Origin of the sequence: Delftia sp. UME58 (assembly GCF_014170385.1) — a bacterium.
GTDB classification, from domain to species: Bacteria; Pseudomonadota; Gammaproteobacteria; order Burkholderiales; family Burkholderiaceae_C; genus Comamonas; species Comamonas acidovorans.
In genome coordinates this window covers 233,128-248,826 of sequence record NZ_LZZV01000013.1, presented here as the reverse complement: position 1 = coordinate 248,826, position 15,699 = coordinate 233,128, and the positions used below count along the sequence as shown (strand labels likewise).

At 57.0% G+C, this 15,699-nt stretch carries 16 protein-coding genes and 1 pseudogene; 9 read left to right on the top strand and 8 right to left on the bottom strand.

Annotated elements, in window-relative coordinates; all coding sequences use genetic code 11:
- Window positions 1-341: 341 nt before the first annotated feature.
- Window positions 342-1,553, top strand: coding sequence for a tryptophan synthase subunit beta (gene trpB / locus A9976_RS04585; protein ID WP_071955814.1), 1,212 nt, complete (start codon window positions 342-344; stop codon window positions 1,551-1,553).
- 143 nt (window positions 1,554-1,696) lie between these two features.
- Window positions 1,697-2,242, top strand: coding sequence for a PepSY domain-containing protein (locus tag A9976_RS04580; protein ID WP_183018000.1), 546 nt, complete (start codon window positions 1,697-1,699; stop codon window positions 2,240-2,242).
- Window positions 2,243-2,351: 109 nt separating this feature from the next.
- On the opposite strand, the gene A9976_RS04575 is transcribed toward A9976_RS04580, so the two are convergent.
- On the bottom strand, window positions 2,352-2,729 hold the full coding sequence (locus A9976_RS04575; RefSeq protein ID WP_183017999.1) for a hypothetical protein: 378 nt from the start codon (window positions 2,727-2,729) through the stop codon (window positions 2,352-2,354).
- Window positions 2,730-2,886: 157 nt separating this feature from the next.
- Between A9976_RS04575 and A9976_RS04570 the strand changes: the two genes are divergently transcribed.
- Together A9976_RS04570 and A9976_RS04565 are read left to right on the top strand one after the other, a co-directional pair.
- Window positions 2,887-3,162, top strand: a complete 276-nt coding sequence (locus A9976_RS04570) for a helix-turn-helix domain-containing protein (RefSeq protein ID WP_183017998.1) — start codon at window positions 2,887-2,889, stop codon at window positions 3,160-3,162.
- 38 nt (window positions 3,163-3,200) lie between these two features.
- The gene (locus tag A9976_RS04565; RefSeq protein ID WP_183017997.1) at window positions 3,201-3,539 is read left to right on the top strand and encodes a hypothetical protein; all 339 of its coding nucleotides are present in this window, start codon (window positions 3,201-3,203) and stop codon (window positions 3,537-3,539) included.
- A gap of 55 nt (window positions 3,540-3,594) precedes the next feature.
- Here the strand turns inward: A9976_RS04565 and A9976_RS04560 are convergent, their stop codons facing one another.
- From A9976_RS04560 to A9976_RS04550, 3 genes are read right to left on the bottom strand one after another with little or no spacing between them, the layout of a single operon-like run.
- Window positions 3,595-4,302 carry a hypothetical protein gene (locus A9976_RS04560; protein WP_183017996.1) on the bottom strand — a complete coding sequence of 236 codons (708 nt, stop codon included), beginning with the start codon at window positions 4,300-4,302 and terminating at the stop codon, window positions 3,595-3,597.
- Window positions 4,299-5,735: an RNA-directed DNA polymerase gene (locus A9976_RS04555; RefSeq protein WP_183017995.1), complete on the bottom strand. Its 1,437-nt coding sequence runs from the start codon at window positions 5,733-5,735 to the stop codon at window positions 4,299-4,301. The genes A9976_RS04560 and A9976_RS04555 overlap by 4 nt, the downstream gene beginning before the upstream one ends.
- Window positions 5,736-5,909 (bottom strand): hypothetical protein, encoded by a 174-nt coding sequence (locus A9976_RS04550; protein WP_183017994.1) that lies wholly within the window; start codon window positions 5,907-5,909, stop codon window positions 5,736-5,738.
- Between the two features lie 479 nt (window positions 5,910-6,388).
- On the opposite strand from A9976_RS04550, the gene A9976_RS04545 reads away from it, so the two are divergent.
- The 4 genes and pseudogenes from A9976_RS04545 (at window position 6,389) to A9976_RS04530 (ending at window position 8,504) form a co-directional block, all read left to right on the top strand.
- Window positions 6,389-6,763, top strand: coding sequence for a hypothetical protein (locus A9976_RS04545; protein WP_259649105.1), 375 nt, complete (start codon window positions 6,389-6,391; stop codon window positions 6,761-6,763).
- Between the two features lie 7 nt (window positions 6,764-6,770).
- Window positions 6,771-6,890 (top strand): annotated as a pseudogene (locus tag A9976_RS04540) (IS5/IS1182 family transposase); the annotation flags it as partial.
- 424 nt (window positions 6,891-7,314) lie between these two features.
- Complete coding sequence (locus A9976_RS04535) at window positions 7,315-8,091, top strand: LysM domain-containing protein (RefSeq protein WP_259649104.1); 777 nt, start codon at window positions 7,315-7,317, stop codon at window positions 8,089-8,091.
- Window positions 8,079-8,504, top strand: a complete 426-nt coding sequence (locus A9976_RS04530; RefSeq protein ID WP_183017993.1) for a hypothetical protein — start codon at window positions 8,079-8,081, stop codon at window positions 8,502-8,504. Before A9976_RS04535 ends, A9976_RS04530 begins: the two co-directional genes overlap by 13 nt.
- Window positions 8,505-8,534: 30 nt before the next feature.
- Here A9976_RS04530 and A9976_RS04525 read toward each other — a convergent pair whose 3' ends face one another.
- Entirely contained in the window at window positions 8,535-8,858 is a 324-nt protein-coding gene (locus A9976_RS04525) for a hypothetical protein (RefSeq protein WP_183017992.1), read from the bottom strand.
- 565 nt (window positions 8,859-9,423) lie between these two features.
- On the opposite strand from A9976_RS04525, the gene A9976_RS04520 reads away from it, so the two are divergent.
- Window positions 9,424-9,882: a sel1 repeat family protein gene (locus A9976_RS04520; protein WP_082254761.1), complete on the top strand. Its 459-nt coding sequence runs from the start codon at window positions 9,424-9,426 to the stop codon at window positions 9,880-9,882.
- 138 nt (window positions 9,883-10,020) lie between these two features.
- Here A9976_RS04520 and A9976_RS04515 read toward each other — a convergent pair whose 3' ends face one another.
- From A9976_RS04515 to A9976_RS04505, 3 genes are all read right to left on the bottom strand, one after another.
- Complete coding sequence (locus A9976_RS04515) at window positions 10,021-11,784, bottom strand: DEAD/DEAH box helicase (protein ID WP_183018169.1); 1,764 nt, start codon at window positions 11,782-11,784, stop codon at window positions 10,021-10,023.
- A gap of 517 nt (window positions 11,785-12,301) precedes the next feature.
- Window positions 12,302-13,882 carry an esterase-like activity of phytase family protein gene (locus A9976_RS04510; RefSeq protein WP_183017991.1) on the bottom strand — a complete coding sequence of 527 codons (1,581 nt, stop codon included), beginning with the start codon at window positions 13,880-13,882 and terminating at the stop codon, window positions 12,302-12,304.
- 154 nt (window positions 13,883-14,036) lie between these two features.
- The gene (locus tag A9976_RS04505; protein WP_183017990.1) at window positions 14,037-15,137 is read right to left on the bottom strand and encodes a porin; all 1,101 of its coding nucleotides are present in this window, start codon (window positions 15,135-15,137) and stop codon (window positions 14,037-14,039) included.
- Window positions 15,138-15,699: the final 562 nt, after the last annotated feature.

Sequence of the window (15,699 nt, the reverse complement as noted above, 5' to 3'; positions counted from 1 at the left end):
GAACGGAGCGCGCGGCGCAGTGAGTTCTGCGGCGAACCCCGCAGGCGGCCCGACGCAGGTTGCCCCGCAGCGCAGCGAAGGGGTCGCGGGCATTCGGGTCGTCTTTCTTTGGCCTACGTTTCTTCGGCCGGCGTACCGATGACGAATCAAAGAAAGGTAGGTCGGCCGCCGGGCCGAGACCCGGCCTCGAAAAACAACCACCCGGCAGGGTCAAAAAGCAAGAAACCCCGGTCAATCCAACCGGGGTTTTCTCTCTCGGCCATTCCCAACAGCCCTGCGTAAGCTGCCACGGCTACCCTGAATCGTCAGAGCGTCATCCATCACAACGAACACAAGCAAACATGACCACTACACCTCCCACCTTCGCCCCCATGCCCACCGCAGAAGGCTACTTCGGCCCCTACGGCGGCCAGTTGGTCCCGCCCCACCTCAAGCAGGCCATGGACGACATCAACACCGCCTACGCCGAAATCACCAAACGCCAAGACTTCCAGCAGGAACTGGCCCAACTCTTCGCCGACTACGTGGGCCGCCCCAGCCCCATCTTCCACGCGCGGCGCCTGTCGGAGCAGCTCGGCGGCGCACAGATCCACCTCAAGCGCGAAGACCTCAACCACACCGGCGCCCACAAGATCAACCACTGCCTGGGCGAGGCCCTGCTGGCCAAGTTCATGGGCAAGAAGAAGGTCATCGCAGAAACCGGCGCCGGCCAGCACGGCGTGGCCCTGGCCACGGCCTGCGCGCTGGTGGGCATTCCCTGCGAGATCCACATGGGCCAGGTGGACATCGAGAAGGAACACCCCAACGTCACCAAGATGCGCATCCTGGGCTGCAAGCTCGTGCCCGTCACGCGCGGCGCGGCCACGCTCAAGGAGGCAGTGGACAGCGCCTTCGAGGAATACCTCACCAACCCCACGGACTACATCTACGCCATCGGCTCCGTGGTCGGCCCCCACCCGTTCCCGATGATGGTGCGCGACTTCCAGAGCATCATCGGCCGCGAGGCGCGCGAGCAATTCCAGGCCAGGCACGGCAAGCTGCCCGACCACGTGGCCGCCTGCGTGGGCGGCGGCTCCAACGCCATGGGCATCTTCACGGCCTTCCTGGGCGATGCCTCGGTCAAGCTCGTAGGCGTGGAGCCCTCGGGCGAAGGCACGGACAAGCCCGGCCGCCACGCAGCCACCCTCAGCATGGGCAAGCCCGGCGAAATCCACGGCATGAAGTGCTACGTGCTGGAAAACGCAGACGGCACGCCGGCTGCCGTGCACAGCATTGCCTCGGGCCTGGACTATCCGGGCGTGGGCCCGCAGCACAGCTACCTCAAGGACCTGGGCCGCGTGCAGTACGAATCCGTCACCGACAAGGAATGCCTGGACGCCTTCATGCAGCTGTCGCGCGTGGAAGGCATCATCCCCGCGCTGGAAAGCGCCCACGCCGTGGCCTGGGCCATGCGCGTGGCGCCCGGCCTGCCCAAGGACCAGCACATCCTCATCAACCTCTCGGGCCGCGGCGACAAGGACGCCGACTACGTGGCCAAGGTATTGGGTCTCTGACCCCAAAGCCTGCGCTGGATCAAACCGCAGCACATCGGAAGGGGCAAAGGGCGCCCTCTCCGACAACCGCTCTCCGGGACGGTGGAGACAATGGCCCCGACCGTTGTCTTGTCCAACCCCATTCCCGGAAGGAGCCCACACCCATGAAGCCTGCCCCGTTCGCACGCACTGCCGCCCTCTCCATCGCCCTGGCCCTGACCTGCGCCACGGCCGCCCTGCCCGCCGCCGCCAAGTCGGTGGCCGAATGGCAGACCATCACCAGCCAGGCCAAGATCCCGCTGGAACAGGCCATCACCCGCGCCACCCAGGCCGTGCCCGGCAAGGCCATCGAAGCCCAGCTGGACGACGGCGACGGCATGGGCCCGCGCTACGAAGTCGAAGTCATCACCCCGGCCGGCGACAGCGTGGAAGTCTGGGTCAACGCCATCACCGGCCAGGCCGCCCAGCACAAGAACGATGGCGCCGCCAAGCGCAAGGACCGCCAGCGCCTGGAAAAGGCCAAGTCCACCATTGAGCAGGCCATCCAGGCCGCTACCAAACACACCCCGGGCACGCCCGTCAGCGCGGAATTGGACTCCCACTGGGGCCAGACCAGCTACCAGGTCGAAGTGCTGCAGGCCAACGGCACGCTCATGGAAGTCAAGATCGACGCCGCGGGCGGCGAAGTCATCCGGGCCAAGAAGGACTGAGTCTCGACCCCAACCCGGCAGCGCGCTTCAGCATGGGGCGCGCTTTTTTTCGCCCATTTTTTGCCTCGCTCCCGCCATGTCCGCAGGCCATCCGCGCCTGCAGCACTCCTCAGGCCAACGCCACCGACACCCCCTCATCCGCAAACCGCTTCGCAGCCCTGAGCAGATAGCTCACGGCATAAAGAATGGGGTCGTCGGCCTCATCGCCATTGAGATGCTCCACCACCTCAATGGCATAGCCCAGGTTCACCGCCGTGTCGTGCAGCAGGCCCACCAGCTCCTTGTCCTGCGGCTCCAGCGACTGCGCCTGATCGGCCTTCACGTAGTAGATGCGCAGCAGATCCCGGCAGACGCAATTGATGGCCGTGACCTTGTGGCGAGCGAGCAGGTCCAGCACATCCAGCGCGGCGCCCATGTGCAGGACGGCGTCTATGGCGAGGTCTTCGAGTTTGGGTGGGGGTGTGGTGGCTAAGGCTTGCTGGTCCATCTGCGCTCCAGTGGAGAGTTGCTCAGCGCCCAAGATCACTGGGCAAATGCGACGCCCGTCTGCCGGAAGCGTCATCGCTGCTTTACAAAACTCCAACTATAGGTGGAAGACTGTCCGCACGCAAACCCAGAAGCTTTGCTCATTTTAGTGAGCAGATATGACAGAACTTGATAAAGCCTTTGGAAGCTTGTTGCGTGAACTACGCAACGAGCGCGCACTGTCCCAGGAGACCCTTGCCGCCGAGGCCGGGCTGGCGCGCAACTACATCAGCCAGTTGGAGCTTGGTAGCAAATGTCCGAGCCTTCGGTCTGTATTCAAGCTGTGCAAGGTATTGGGGGTTGCGCCGGGGGATGTGGTGGGTGAGGTGGATAGGCGAGTAGAAAGGCGTGAAGAGCTTAATGAAGGATTGCTGCCAGACACGAGCGGTCGCTGACTGCACCCGCCAACCCAGCGATGTATTGACGTCCATTCTTGGAAACATATCTGCCGTTGACCGGCAAGTGCGCATTTAACGTTGAATCATTGAAAACCTATATCTCCGATATTATTGGAATCGCAAAGAGAATTATAAAAGACAATAACGGAATAAAGGAATCTTTCTTTGGTAATCTTTCGGTTTTGGCAGGGAAAACAGCCGATGAAATTGACACAAATCTTTCGGCTAGCCTTAATAGCTATGGAAAGATTAGGGGTGACGTGGCGCATCAAAGCACGAAGCACTCTTCGACTATTAACGCGCCGAGTGCTGAATTTACATCCGCTAAAGATTTGGTGTGCGGGCTTGCCCTATATTTTGATTTGATGAGTTGAATTTTTCAAGGAATTCACCTCTTATGAACTGCCTGACCATAAGAAATCGACACAACTATCGAGAAACCGACACAATCGAGAACTGCTCAACCAAATCGGACAGAGTGTCGTTAAGACGCAAGCCAGATATAGATTTACAAACTTCGTCCAAGCTACGCATCCAGGTCACCCCGGTTCGAGGATTTATTAATCCAATGTGTGCGAAGTTAAGAGCTCTGTCAGCGTATGCTAAAGCCGCATAAGTAAGAAGTTGTCTTAGGTCCATCAGGCGGAATTTTCGTTCGCCTGCCTTTATTTCATAAAGGCAGTCATTAAAAATCAAATCACCTTCACATTGTGAAATTAACCCACATCCAGAAAATACTGGCCGTAAGATAGTGTTGCTTTGAAATGGAAGATATTGAAGAAGTCTTACTGCTAGCGAAGCTGCTTCTTGTCGACATTCAATGTCAACATGAGACGAAGTGACCTGAGATACGTTGGAAAATCTTGACACATAGTCGATCGCGGGCTGAAGATTTTCATTTATGGAATTAACTATTTGATCATTAGCAACAGGCCTTGAATTTGAGTATCTATCGCAAAAAGATCTAAATGCCACCTCATTAATTATTGCTCGCATTTCTTTTTTTGCAGTTGATGCCAATGGAAGATCGAATCGATCAACTTGCTTATTCTCGATTGCCCAAAACCCATCTGCAAGTGGCGCTATGGTATGCCAAACCGATGAATAATGAGAGGAAAACTGATGCTCAGAAATCATACCGGAACCTTCCAGTTTATCCCTTTTTTCTGCTTATTTTCCCCAGTCCATTTCAAAACAAGCTTATCGAAAGGACTCTGATCGTTCTTGACCGAATCACGCCAATGTTTGCCCTCATCACCGAGAGTAAAAGATGCTATCAGCAAAGCGCGGCGCTCCCAACCTGTTAATGTCGATAATTTGGTCCGACAGTCTGAGAGCCAGTAGTCAGCCTGTCGAAAAGCCATTAACAATATAATATCTCGTCGAATCATCATACTGGAAGAATTTTTATATATCGCAGCCAACAGGACTTCTGTCTCTTCCGAAGTGTCTGAGACTAAAACCCTCAGTGCGAACGCGAGATTTGACGGAACTTGAGTAATGTATGAATCTTTAGCTATCAGTTGCCGAATCGTAGAATACAGCGCATTTTGAACAACCGGCTCAAGCGATGGCATTAATGTCTTACATAGCTGCATTACAGATGGGAAAATGGGATAAAGCAGATCAAGACTTGCGATCATTGAGCGAACTGCATCGTTTTGGGCATGCGCAGGCAGATGCTTGGTAGCAGCAACAAGTCGTCGGGTTAGTCCTTCATCAATTCTGCTTTTCTTTAGCTCCCGACCAAGCATGCCCACAATATCGAATTTACTTAGCTCCGCTAGCAAAGAATCATAGTCTTCAGTAGCGGTTGGGGAGTAGGGATCATAATGCACACGAAGACGTCGAAATGTTCTCGCCAACTCATCATGATGACTTTCCCCATCTTGCGATTCGGAAAAATCCGACGTTGCCAAGAACTCGGCTGAGGATAATATTCGGGTTTTGCTTTTTTGAAGAGACAGGCCTTCGTTGGTGAGAAGTATTTCATTTAGTCTAATTAGCACAGAGTGCGCCTTCTCCCGACTATCTGCAAAAAGTATATAATCATCCACAAAGCGGATAAATTTAATCCCATCCGATACAAGCAACCTATCCACACCATTCAAAAGTAATTCACTTAGCAGTCGCGAGGCGGGACCACCAACTGGTAGACCGTATGATGGGCCAGCCGCAATAGCGCCAACAAGCTCCATGATTCTATTTGCGATGTCATGCTTAGGTGTCGCTCTGCGCAGAGCATTTTCCAATCGATGATGATAAATCCTTGGATAGAAATCAGATATATCGCATCTGAGTACAAAAGAATTTGTTGAGGAGTATTGCTTTGCTGCAGCTTGAAACTGATGCCAGCCGACCTCCTTATCAAATAGTGAGCCAGTCTCAAAATCTGGTTTGTATCGATATGAAAAAACCATGCTTGGCGAAACCCGCCTCGCCTCAATCTCCTCGCCTATAGCTATTACCAATGAGAGAAGATAGGTATTCCAAATGGAATCAATTTGCGTACCTTGGCGAAACCCGCTGTAGCCCACTGCAGCCAGTTCTTTTGACGTTAAGACTGGCATTCAAGCCAGTGATGCTTCGAAATTTGTGTCTATTTCACGCAGCACCACTTTAGCATCCGCACTAGCATCGAATAATATTCGATTCTCTATAGGATACGGAAATATATCGGTATCACCAAATTTTGCTGTATTTTTAATTGCAAGAGAGAAATCATTATCAGATACGTGCGGCATTTATCTCTTTCTTCCATTTATAGAATGTATCTTCTATCTAAAGTCATCGACTCTAGAGTATAGGTTAGATCTTTTCCCCGCTGTCATGTTTTCAGTAGTTTGGACCTTCATCTAACTTCATCGTGATGATTACTTTGGAGAGTAGCACTCACCGCCGGCTCTGGGCCGACTCCCGAGAGCCAGCGATGATGAGGAACAGTCCAATGGTCATGTATCGCCTGCACCCAGTTGTGGCAATGAGCCATCGACGGCATGGTGGTTGGTAACCGCCATTGCAGCAACCTCAAGTGAACCTTGCACCGAAACAGTGGTGCTGGTATGTGCAGATGCCAGAGGCGGTGGTGTCAGTGTCTCTTGAAAACGCCTCCCACGAGCCAGCCTGACCAGCCACTCACAGCTATCATCCCCAAAGCAACTCGCCGTCCCCACCAGCGGCGATCTGGCCCCCTCCTCCACCCGAAGCCGCCCACCATCCCCTCATGATCAAAGAGTCTGAAGAGATTGCTTTGCTCCGGGAGGAAAACGCCAGGCTGCGGGCGCAGCTGGCGATTGCCACGGTGGGCCATGCCAGCGCTGTGCAGGCAGCGGGCGCCAGCGATCAGGACCCCTTCGATGCACAGGTGGCAGACCAGAAAACGCTGTTCTCGGATTTCATCGAGCATCTGCCGATAGGCCTGTGCCTAGTGGGCAGGGGTGGGCAGGTGTTGATGTCCAATCCGGCCTACCGCCATTTCCTGCTTGACGGGTCCGTGCCGTCGCTGCTGGCGCCCAGGGAAGACCTTCCACAGTCGCTGGGCTATGGCAACGGTATGACTTGCTGGCGGCGACTGCGTGAACACGATCAAGTAGATTGAAGCCAACAGACGCCCAATAAAACTGCACGCCAACAAAGGCTATGACTACCTACGTTGCCGCATCCATTTGAGACAGCGGGACATCGCAAGCCGTATTGCCAGACGAGGTATTGAGAGCAGCAAGCGGCCGTACAAGCGGCGCTGAACGCACGGCTGGTTTGCAGGCTTTGCCAAGCTGCGCATAGGCTTGGCGGGGCATATGGCTTCCATTCTTCTTGAAAGGTTCGGTTTCTGACAAGCCCACCAAAGCAAAAGGCACGGCACGCGAATCAAGGCATTGGGATTCTCGAAATTAGCTCTTGAACTCTCATTCTTGATTGCATATCATCTGCCCGACGTTGACGTCGACCTGCAGACTCCCTTCCACCTGCCGTCGAAGTCCCGGGCCAAGGCGCTCACTGAGGCGCAGCCGGTATGAGTGAGCGCCGCCCGCCCGATTGCCACGACCACATCCATCAGACAGCACCGACGCACGCAACTTCACGAGTCTGATTGCCATTCGCAAGAATTGCTGGCGGTATGGCTCAAACAACTGCCTGCCGTGCGCAAGCATGCTGATCACATGGACAACTCAACCAGAAAGGACTTATATGGCGGCTCAAGCACAGCCGAAGACAGGCTTCGAAAAATGGCAGGATGGCATTAACAAGGCAGAGGGCAATGCCAAATGGAATACTTGGGATTGTGAAATTCAGATGGCGGTCAATGAGTACAACCGCCATCTCTCTGGTAAGGCAGGATATTTGCCACTCGATTGGCAGCTTATCAAGGCCATGGCGTGGGTCGAGACGGGCGCGGAAGCAAAAAAGTGGGGGTCAAATTTAATGCAGATAGGCAATCCTGGCGATCCAGGGCTGGGTTCTCTTTTGTCTGGAAAAGAAGGTGGAGACCTGATCATTCCATCTGCCTGGAAAAATAAATTGACAGCAAGCACAGCAATAGCAATTCCTGCGTACAACATCAGAGCCGGAATTGGTTATTTGTTGATGCGCATGGCGAATTATGCGGTCAAGGCCGTTCCAGACCCGGACAGCACGATCCGTGAGGTGAAAGTGCAAGCGGGAGACAGCATTGCCAAGATTGCGAAAGCAACAGGCAGCACTGTCGAAACAATGCAAAAACTCAATCCTGCCGCGCATGTATTAAGACCTGGTCAAGTATTAAAATACCAAAAGGCTTCACTGAAGAAGGTCATTACAGGCTGGAAGATCATCACGACATCAAGCATTGCAACGTACTACAATGTCGGCGACTCAATGTATGCCAAGAAGCTTGACTATGCTCTGGCGTTGATCCGAAAAGGAAAGGTAGAGATATGCGTGAACTAACGGTCTTGGCGTTGTTCGCATCCATTGGCAGCCTATCGGCCATGGCGGTGGCTGCTGACGATGCTTTTGCTGGCGTATTTCAGGGGACTGGAAGAGCATGTTCTGGTGCGCTCCATGTGCGCGCCAAGACAATCGAATGGAATTCAGCTTATAGCATCTGCAAGTCGACGCACTACGAAGTCCTGGAAAAGAGCTTCAATGGTAGCCATGAACGAATTGTTTTTCGTTTGAAAAATCGCAGTCGTCAATGCCGTTATTCTGTCGTCGAGGTTGAACATACCAGCGGCTACAACTGGAATGTGAATGGCTACCAGTCTTTGGAAGGGTTCCAAAAAAGGAATTTTCCGGACTGGAGCAATTCTTCGTTGCCGGAAAGGCAAGTATTGTCGTGCCCGATGGTTGGGCCGGATTAGGCGCAACCATTGCTTTTGTTTTGTTGTGATTTATTTTCCAACTGGCACCAGAACACGCCACCCCTTTTTATCGTGCAATGACGATTTGCAGACGACTTGAACGCTTTTTATGGGAAGACCATTGTCTGTGGGTGCCCAACCTGACTCAAGCGAAGTAGCGCATTGCTCGACCAGTATCTTTGGGTTGACACGAGCAGTGTTGAAGTCTGTTTTCTGGCGTTTGTTTTCCAATTTCAAGAACTCATCTGCAGATTTTCTTATTTCCTGCAAATCTTGAATTGCTGGAGAAGTTGCTTCACTCACATGCGTGAAGCCGGAAATCATGAACCCGATACATACAAAGAAAATTTTCATCATTGCTTTTATACGGTTAATTTACCGCGGTCCCAAGCTTGGGGCCGCCTTCAAGCGCCGCGCGATGCGATTGGCCGATGGCTGATAACGTTGCCAGTGCTGCCCTGGGCCTATAGACGAGCACATCATCAATAGCTCCTGAAAACGCCTCCGACAAGCCAAGTATGCCCGGCCGCTCACCGCTATGAGCCCCAAAGCTGAATCGACGCCCTCAACGATGGCGATCTGCCCCCTCCTCCACCCGAAGCCGCGCCCCATCCCCCCAATGGTCAAAGACTCTGAAGAGATTGGCGGCGGGCGCAGTTGGCGAGTGCCACGGCCAGTCAGGCCGGCGCCGTGCAGGCTGCGGGCGCCAGTGATCAGAACCCCTTCGATGCGCAGGTGGCAGGCCAGAAAACGCTGTTCTCGGATTTCATCGAGCATCCGCCGATAGGCCTGTGCCTGGTGGGCACGGCCGATTCGAGTCAGCCTCTGGGTAGCCCTGAGGGCGCCTTTGAAAATTCCGAATTTTCAGGGATCGGAATTGCGAAGACGATGGGGCCACTCAGTTCAAGTGGAGACAAAAATGCGATTCGAATTCCGCCCAATTGCCACCCCCATTGCCACCCCAATTGCCACGCTGGCCCGGCATGCACGGCACGGCTTGTTCATCGCAGCGGCCCTGTCCGGCGCGCTGGCGCAGGCGGCACCGTTGCCGTCTGACATGGCCACGACTTCCGAGCAGCGGTTTCAACTGGCCCTGGAGGCGCAGACTGCGGGTGACTACGCTTCCATGCTCGCGTTGCTGCGCCAGGCGGCCCGGGATGGCGAGCCACAAGCCCAGGAAACACTGGCATGGATTCTTCTGGCAGGCCCAACCCTGTATGGCACCGCGGTGAAAGCGGATCGCTGTGAAGCAGTGCACTGGCTGCGGCAAGCCGTGGCAAAAGGGAATCAAACGGCCAAAAGCCAGTTGGATTTCCTGAACCGCCTGCGCAATGCACCGAGTGGCAAGATGGCGTGCACATCCGAGTGGGAAGGGTGACAGGCGCGAAATCCTTTTCGGATCGCAGCGCCATCCTCAAGAATGCGCTGCGGGCGCAACGCTACTGGGACCACGCCTGGAGCACTGACCACCGCACCACGGACTTGTGCCCGTCCTCGCCCTGCCCTCAACCCGCATTCACCCCGCATTCACCAGCGCTTTCGCAAACGCCCCTTCACCCGCCACAGTCAACACCAGTTTTTGTGTCGCCCGCGTCGCAGCCACATAGAACAGTTTGGCCTCGTCCGCCGCATCCTCGCCTTCACGCGGCATCTGCCCGACTCCTGCAACGGCCACGACCGGGAACTCCAATCCCTTGCTGGCGTGCATTGTCATCACTTTGATGGTGTCGGCCAGTGGATTGAAGTCACCTGACCGATGTCGCACGCGATGCGGCAGTTTTCTGCGGCCAAGTGCCATGGCGCACTGGTTCATGGAGTCGTGATCGCGGCACAGGATGGCCATGTCACCCCAGGCGTGGCCTTCCTGATGCGCCGCAGCCAGCAGCTCGGCGATCTTGGCGGGCTCGTCCCGCAAGCTCGGCAGGCGCACGATCAGCGGCTCCTGCCCTTCGCGGCCGCAGCTGATGGGTTGCACCAGCGGAACACCGTCCTCATCCTGGGCATTGGGTTGCAGGAACTCGGCGGCGACGCGGTTGGCGATTTGCAGGATCTGCCTGGTGTTGCGGTAGTTGATCTTGAGAATGGTCGTGCGCCCAGAGGCCTGGATTCCCACGCTCTTGAAGCTGAAGCCACGCGCCTTGCTCTTGCCATAGATGTTCTGGGCGCTGTCGTACAGGATCAACAGGCTGTTGGTCTCGGGGTCCACCATCTGGGTGACGAGCTTGAGCCATTCAGGCTGAAAGTCGTGCCCCTCGTCGACCATCACGGCCTGGTATTGCCCGGACGGAATCTGTTGCCTGTCCACGCCGCGAATCACAAACTCCACCATCTGATCAAACATGCCTGGGCCCTGAGCGGGTAGCGTCTGACCATAGGCCACCAACTGCTGGCGACACCACTTGTGGAAGTTGCGGGCGTGCACCCGATCGGCCAGGCCCTTGGCCGCGAACCAGGCATTGAGCTTCACCGCCAAGGGCTCGTTGTAGCAGAGCACGAGGATGGGCTTGGTCGAAGCGGTCTTGGCCAGGTGTTCCGCACGATAGCCAAGAATCATGGTCTTGCCTGAGCCGGCAACTCCGTGGATCACGCGATGCCCATCGCCCAGGCTGCGCGCGAGTTGCTCCTGCTGCAAGTCCATGACGCGCATGATGTCCGGCAGCTCGTCCGCGTCTTCCGGCAGAAGGCTGCCTTGCACCGGAACACGCACCTGCGGGAACATGATCCACCGCGTGCGCTCGAGCTGCGGCACCGACATGGCTTTGCCGAAAGCGTGGGGGAACATGTTCCACAGGCGCTGCTGAAAAGCCTCCGCATCAACGGATTCCAGCATCTCGTCCTTGCAGATGACCAGATGCGCATCAATCGTCTGGTCCAGTGCAGACTCTTCAAACTGCTTGCGCGTGATGTTGGTGAACACCACGCCGCTGCCCCATGGAAATGCCAGCTTCCCCTGATGAGGGCCTTCGCCGTGAATGAGTTGCTGATCCCGCTCCAGTGCGTTGACCACTTGAATGGCGCAGTGTCGCGCCTGAGCTGCCGGATTGATGACGACCTTGGGCCTTCCATCCACGATGAGCGTCCAGGCCTGTTTGGTCGCCTCTTGAACCGTCTCGAGCCGCCAATCCTTGGTCTCAAGAATCAGAACGCCCCTGCGTGGATGAATGACGACAAAATCAGGATGCGTCTGCTTGGGACCGATGGGCACGTCATACCAGAGCATGTAATCGTCTTCGAGCTTTTGCTCCAAACGCTCGGCCAAGCGTCGCTCGCCAGGCGTCATGCGCCCAACGCACGCCCCCATCGCAGGAATCAGTACCGCCACTTTCTTCTCCTCCACAGAGCGGCTGAGGATACCGCACGCGCCATCTCTTCAGGAATTCGATGACTGGCCAATTCCAAGCCATCGGAAATCCGAGAGGGACTCTGAACGGGTCACTGCTCACTGTTGAATTTCCTCGATTCACGGGGAAACCAGTATGGAATCCGAGAGCGCTTTTGAAATGGCCAAGCAGAGGGGGATTTGATTGTGAAAGTGCTTGGCTCGGACGTATACCAGCCATCTACGCACTCGACGACTACCGCCTTGGGCAATGCCGGAACACTTCCGAAGGTCGAAAGGACCAGTCATTGCGGCAAGCCCGCACTTGCGCCGCAACGGCGGTGCTGCTCCGTGCAGATGCCAGAGGAGGCGACATCAGCGTTGCGGCCCGTCGCAGCGCCTTCGCGCTGGACGAACCGCCCTGGATCGCCGTGGCCCCGTTGTCTTGCCTATGCCATGCAGTCGCAGTCGCAGTCGTTCAGGGAGTGCCGTATTCGCTCAGCTTCTTGCTGAACCCAAAGGTCCACAGCCGCTGCGTGCGATCGTTGACGTCATTGGTGGTAAAGCGCAGGCTCGCCGCGCCCTTGGCGCATTGGCCGTCGTTCACGATCTTGCCGTCGGCGTCCACCATGCATTTGGTGACGTCCGAGCCTTCGATTTCCTTGCCGCTGGCGTCCAGCACGGCCAGCGAAACACCGAAGTCGGTGTCGTTGGTCAGCGCCAACGTGTAGTCATCGACCAGTGCCAGGCCTTCGGCCTTCTCGGCCACCCAGCCGGTGGCGTTCAGGTTGAAGAGCCGGGTCTTCTTGAGCGTCACGACCTTGGAATAGTCCGAGCCATTGACCGGCTTGCCAGTCAGGCTGCTCTTTTCCAGGTCGGAGCCCAGCGCAGTGATGTCGGTGGCGTTGGCCGGAAATTCGATCAGAACCAGGTCATTGAAGACTTTCTTGTCCTTGCCCGTGCCTTGCTCGATGGCGACGAACTTCCCCTTGCCCAGTGAGACCACATCACCCAGCTTGGCATTGCCGGTCTTGCCTTGGTTGTACCAGCGGCTGTCCACGGGCAAGGCAAACAGGCGGGTTTTCTCGGTGGTCGGGTCAAACTCCACCCAGCGCACAAAGCGAGCGTAGTCGCGCACGTTCTCCGACTTGCCTGTGGCGTCGGCAACGGCAGCGGTGGTGTAGTCGGCCTTGCCGTCGTCCAGAGGGCTTTGCAGGAAACCGTGCAGCTTGCCGCTGGCCACATCAATGCTCAGCCCCTCCATGCCACGGTTGGCGCGGCGCTTGGCGAGAATGGCCGGCAGATCGGCCGCGCCAATGCCGGGCCCGTATTTCTTCTGGATGATGCCGGTCGCCGGGTCGATCTTCACGATGAAGGGTCCGTATTCGTCGGACACCCACAGCACATTGCGTGCGGCATCCACCACCACGGATTCTGTGTCCAGGCCGAATTCGCTGTAGCCCTTGGCCTTGCCGGGATAGGTGAAGGAGTCGTCCAGGACTTGCTCGCCCGTGTTGCCTGTGATGCCCCGTGGCTGCACGCGGCCGTTGGCGTTCTGTGTGGCGCTGAATCTGAGCGGCAGGGTGGAGACGAGCCTGGCTCCGTCCTTTCCCAGGGCGATCACGCCGATGGACGGAGTGAAGTTGGGCGAAGGAAACACCGTGGAACTGGCAAAGCCCGCGGGATTGGAGCCGTCGGTGATCTGCGTGACCGGGCCGGTGGTCGCGTTCGGGCCGCGATCGGTGATGGCGTAGAACTCCAGCGTGCCGTCGGCACGCCTGCCCTTCAAGGCCAGGCCCGAACCGTAGGCTGGCAGAAAGCCCTTGGGGAAATCGGCCTTGGTGGCGGGGTGTTGGCCTTCGTAGGGGAAATAGAACCTGTCGTCGAACTGGACGTCCTGACGCGTGACGATGGCGCGGATGCTGCCGACGCCGGTGGTCTGCGTCACCGTCTCGGACCCGGCGGCCTGGAGCGGGCGGGTGTCGGCGCAGGCGCTCAGCAAGGCAGCTGCGGCGGCGATCACTGCCATCAGGCAGGAAGAAGAAGTGGGGGGGCGCATGGCGAGTAGGTCTTGAGAAGAAGAGGCAAGCCTGATACGAAGATAGGCAGATAGGCAGATAGGCAGATCGGCAGATAGGCAGATCGGCAGGCCCTGCGTGGCAAGGGCCTGCCCCATCTTGAAGGCTTCGTTTCTGAAAAAGGCGCTGTGTCGCTCAGAACGAGTGGCTGATGCCCAGATCCACACCGGTCGAGCCGGCGTTGGCCACACCCGCAGGGCCGCCGATCAGGCCAACGCTGGCGCCGTTCTTGTTGTTCACACGCGCCAGCCCTGCGTACAGAGAGGTGCGCTTGGAGAAGTCGTAGACATATCCGATCGAATACTTGTCGGCCTTGCCGCCGCTGCGCGTGAGGGCAGAGGCGTTGCCGCTGAACTTGGCGCTGGCGTACTTGACGCGCAAGCTGCCTGGCCCCATGGGGATGGTCGCGCCCAGGTAGAAACCGTCCACCTTCCCGGAGGTTGCGCCGTTGACGGGCTCCCACTTCAGGCTGTTGTATCCGCCATTGAGCAGGAAACTGCCGAAGTTGTACGAGGCGCCCAGCACCAGGTCTTCGAGATCGCTGGTTGCGGCGATGGCGCTGGGCGAAGCCACGGCTGCGGTGCCGTCGATCCTGCCGTAGCCGATACCCACGTTCAGCGGGCCAGAGCGATAGCCCAGGTTGCCGCCTATGTACCTGCGGGCCTTGCTTGCGCCAGAGCCGGAGGCGTTCTCGTCGCCAAAGGAAATCGAGAACTGGCCATAGACACCGCCCAGGTCGCTCGGCAGGAAGTAGCCCACGGCGTTGCTGATGCGCGTGCGGTCAACCACGCCGCTTTGGCTGGCGGCGTTGTAGGCAGTCTGGCGGATCGTCTGGAACAGATTGGCCTGCACACCGGTGGTGGTGTCGGGGCCCGCGAAAGCGGTGAAGATGTTGTAGCTGGGGGTGTAGTCGCGACCCAGCCGGATTTCACCCCAGGAATTGTTGCTCAGCCCGATCGTGGAGCGGCGCTCGAAGCCAAGGGAGCCGCTGCTGCCGCCAGTGCCGACATCGGGGTTGAGGCCGCCTTCAAGCCAGAGCTGAGCTCGGTTGCCGCCGCCGAGGTCCTCCGTGCCACGCAAGCCAAGCAAGCTGGTCTTGCCTTGGCTGGAGTTCAGTGCATTGAGCCTGTTGCTGCCGGACTTGGCAATGGTGACGCCGACGTCCACCACACCAAAAATGGTGACGGAAGATTGTGCCAAGGCCAAGCTGGAAGAAGAGGCGAAGAATGTGCCCATCGCGAGTCCCAGAATGCGCGAGCACGTTTTTGGATTTTTCATTGGCGAGATACGAACTGAACTTATTAATGAGAATGACGGTAGCCTCCTGCCACCGCTGCGGGAACTCTAAGCAACACATAAGTATTCTTCGTGACAGCTGTGCTGTGTGACATGAAAGTCACAGCAGCGGCGGTGCCTGCGGCACATTTCCTGCAGGGAAGCCCTCTCGCCGCCACCCTTCAGCCATGGCCTGCACGACGGGGCAGATCATTCATTGCCGATTTGTTTTATTCATATTCGAGAAATTGGCGGAAATATGCATCCTTTTGCCATTTTCCCAATAAGGTTCTCGACTTTCAGATTTTCAATGGAACATTTCGAGCGTTCGTCGACCGATTCATCGGTCATTGGGGACCCAAATTCAGCCCATTGCACGGCCAGTTCAACCCCATAGTCCCTGGGAGGCCGAAAACCCACAAGAATTGCCGCACCGAGGACTGCAGCCTCAACATCGGTCGCACCAGCAGTCACAGCTATGATCCCCAGGCAGCATCGCCGTCCCCGCCAGCGGCGAGCTGCC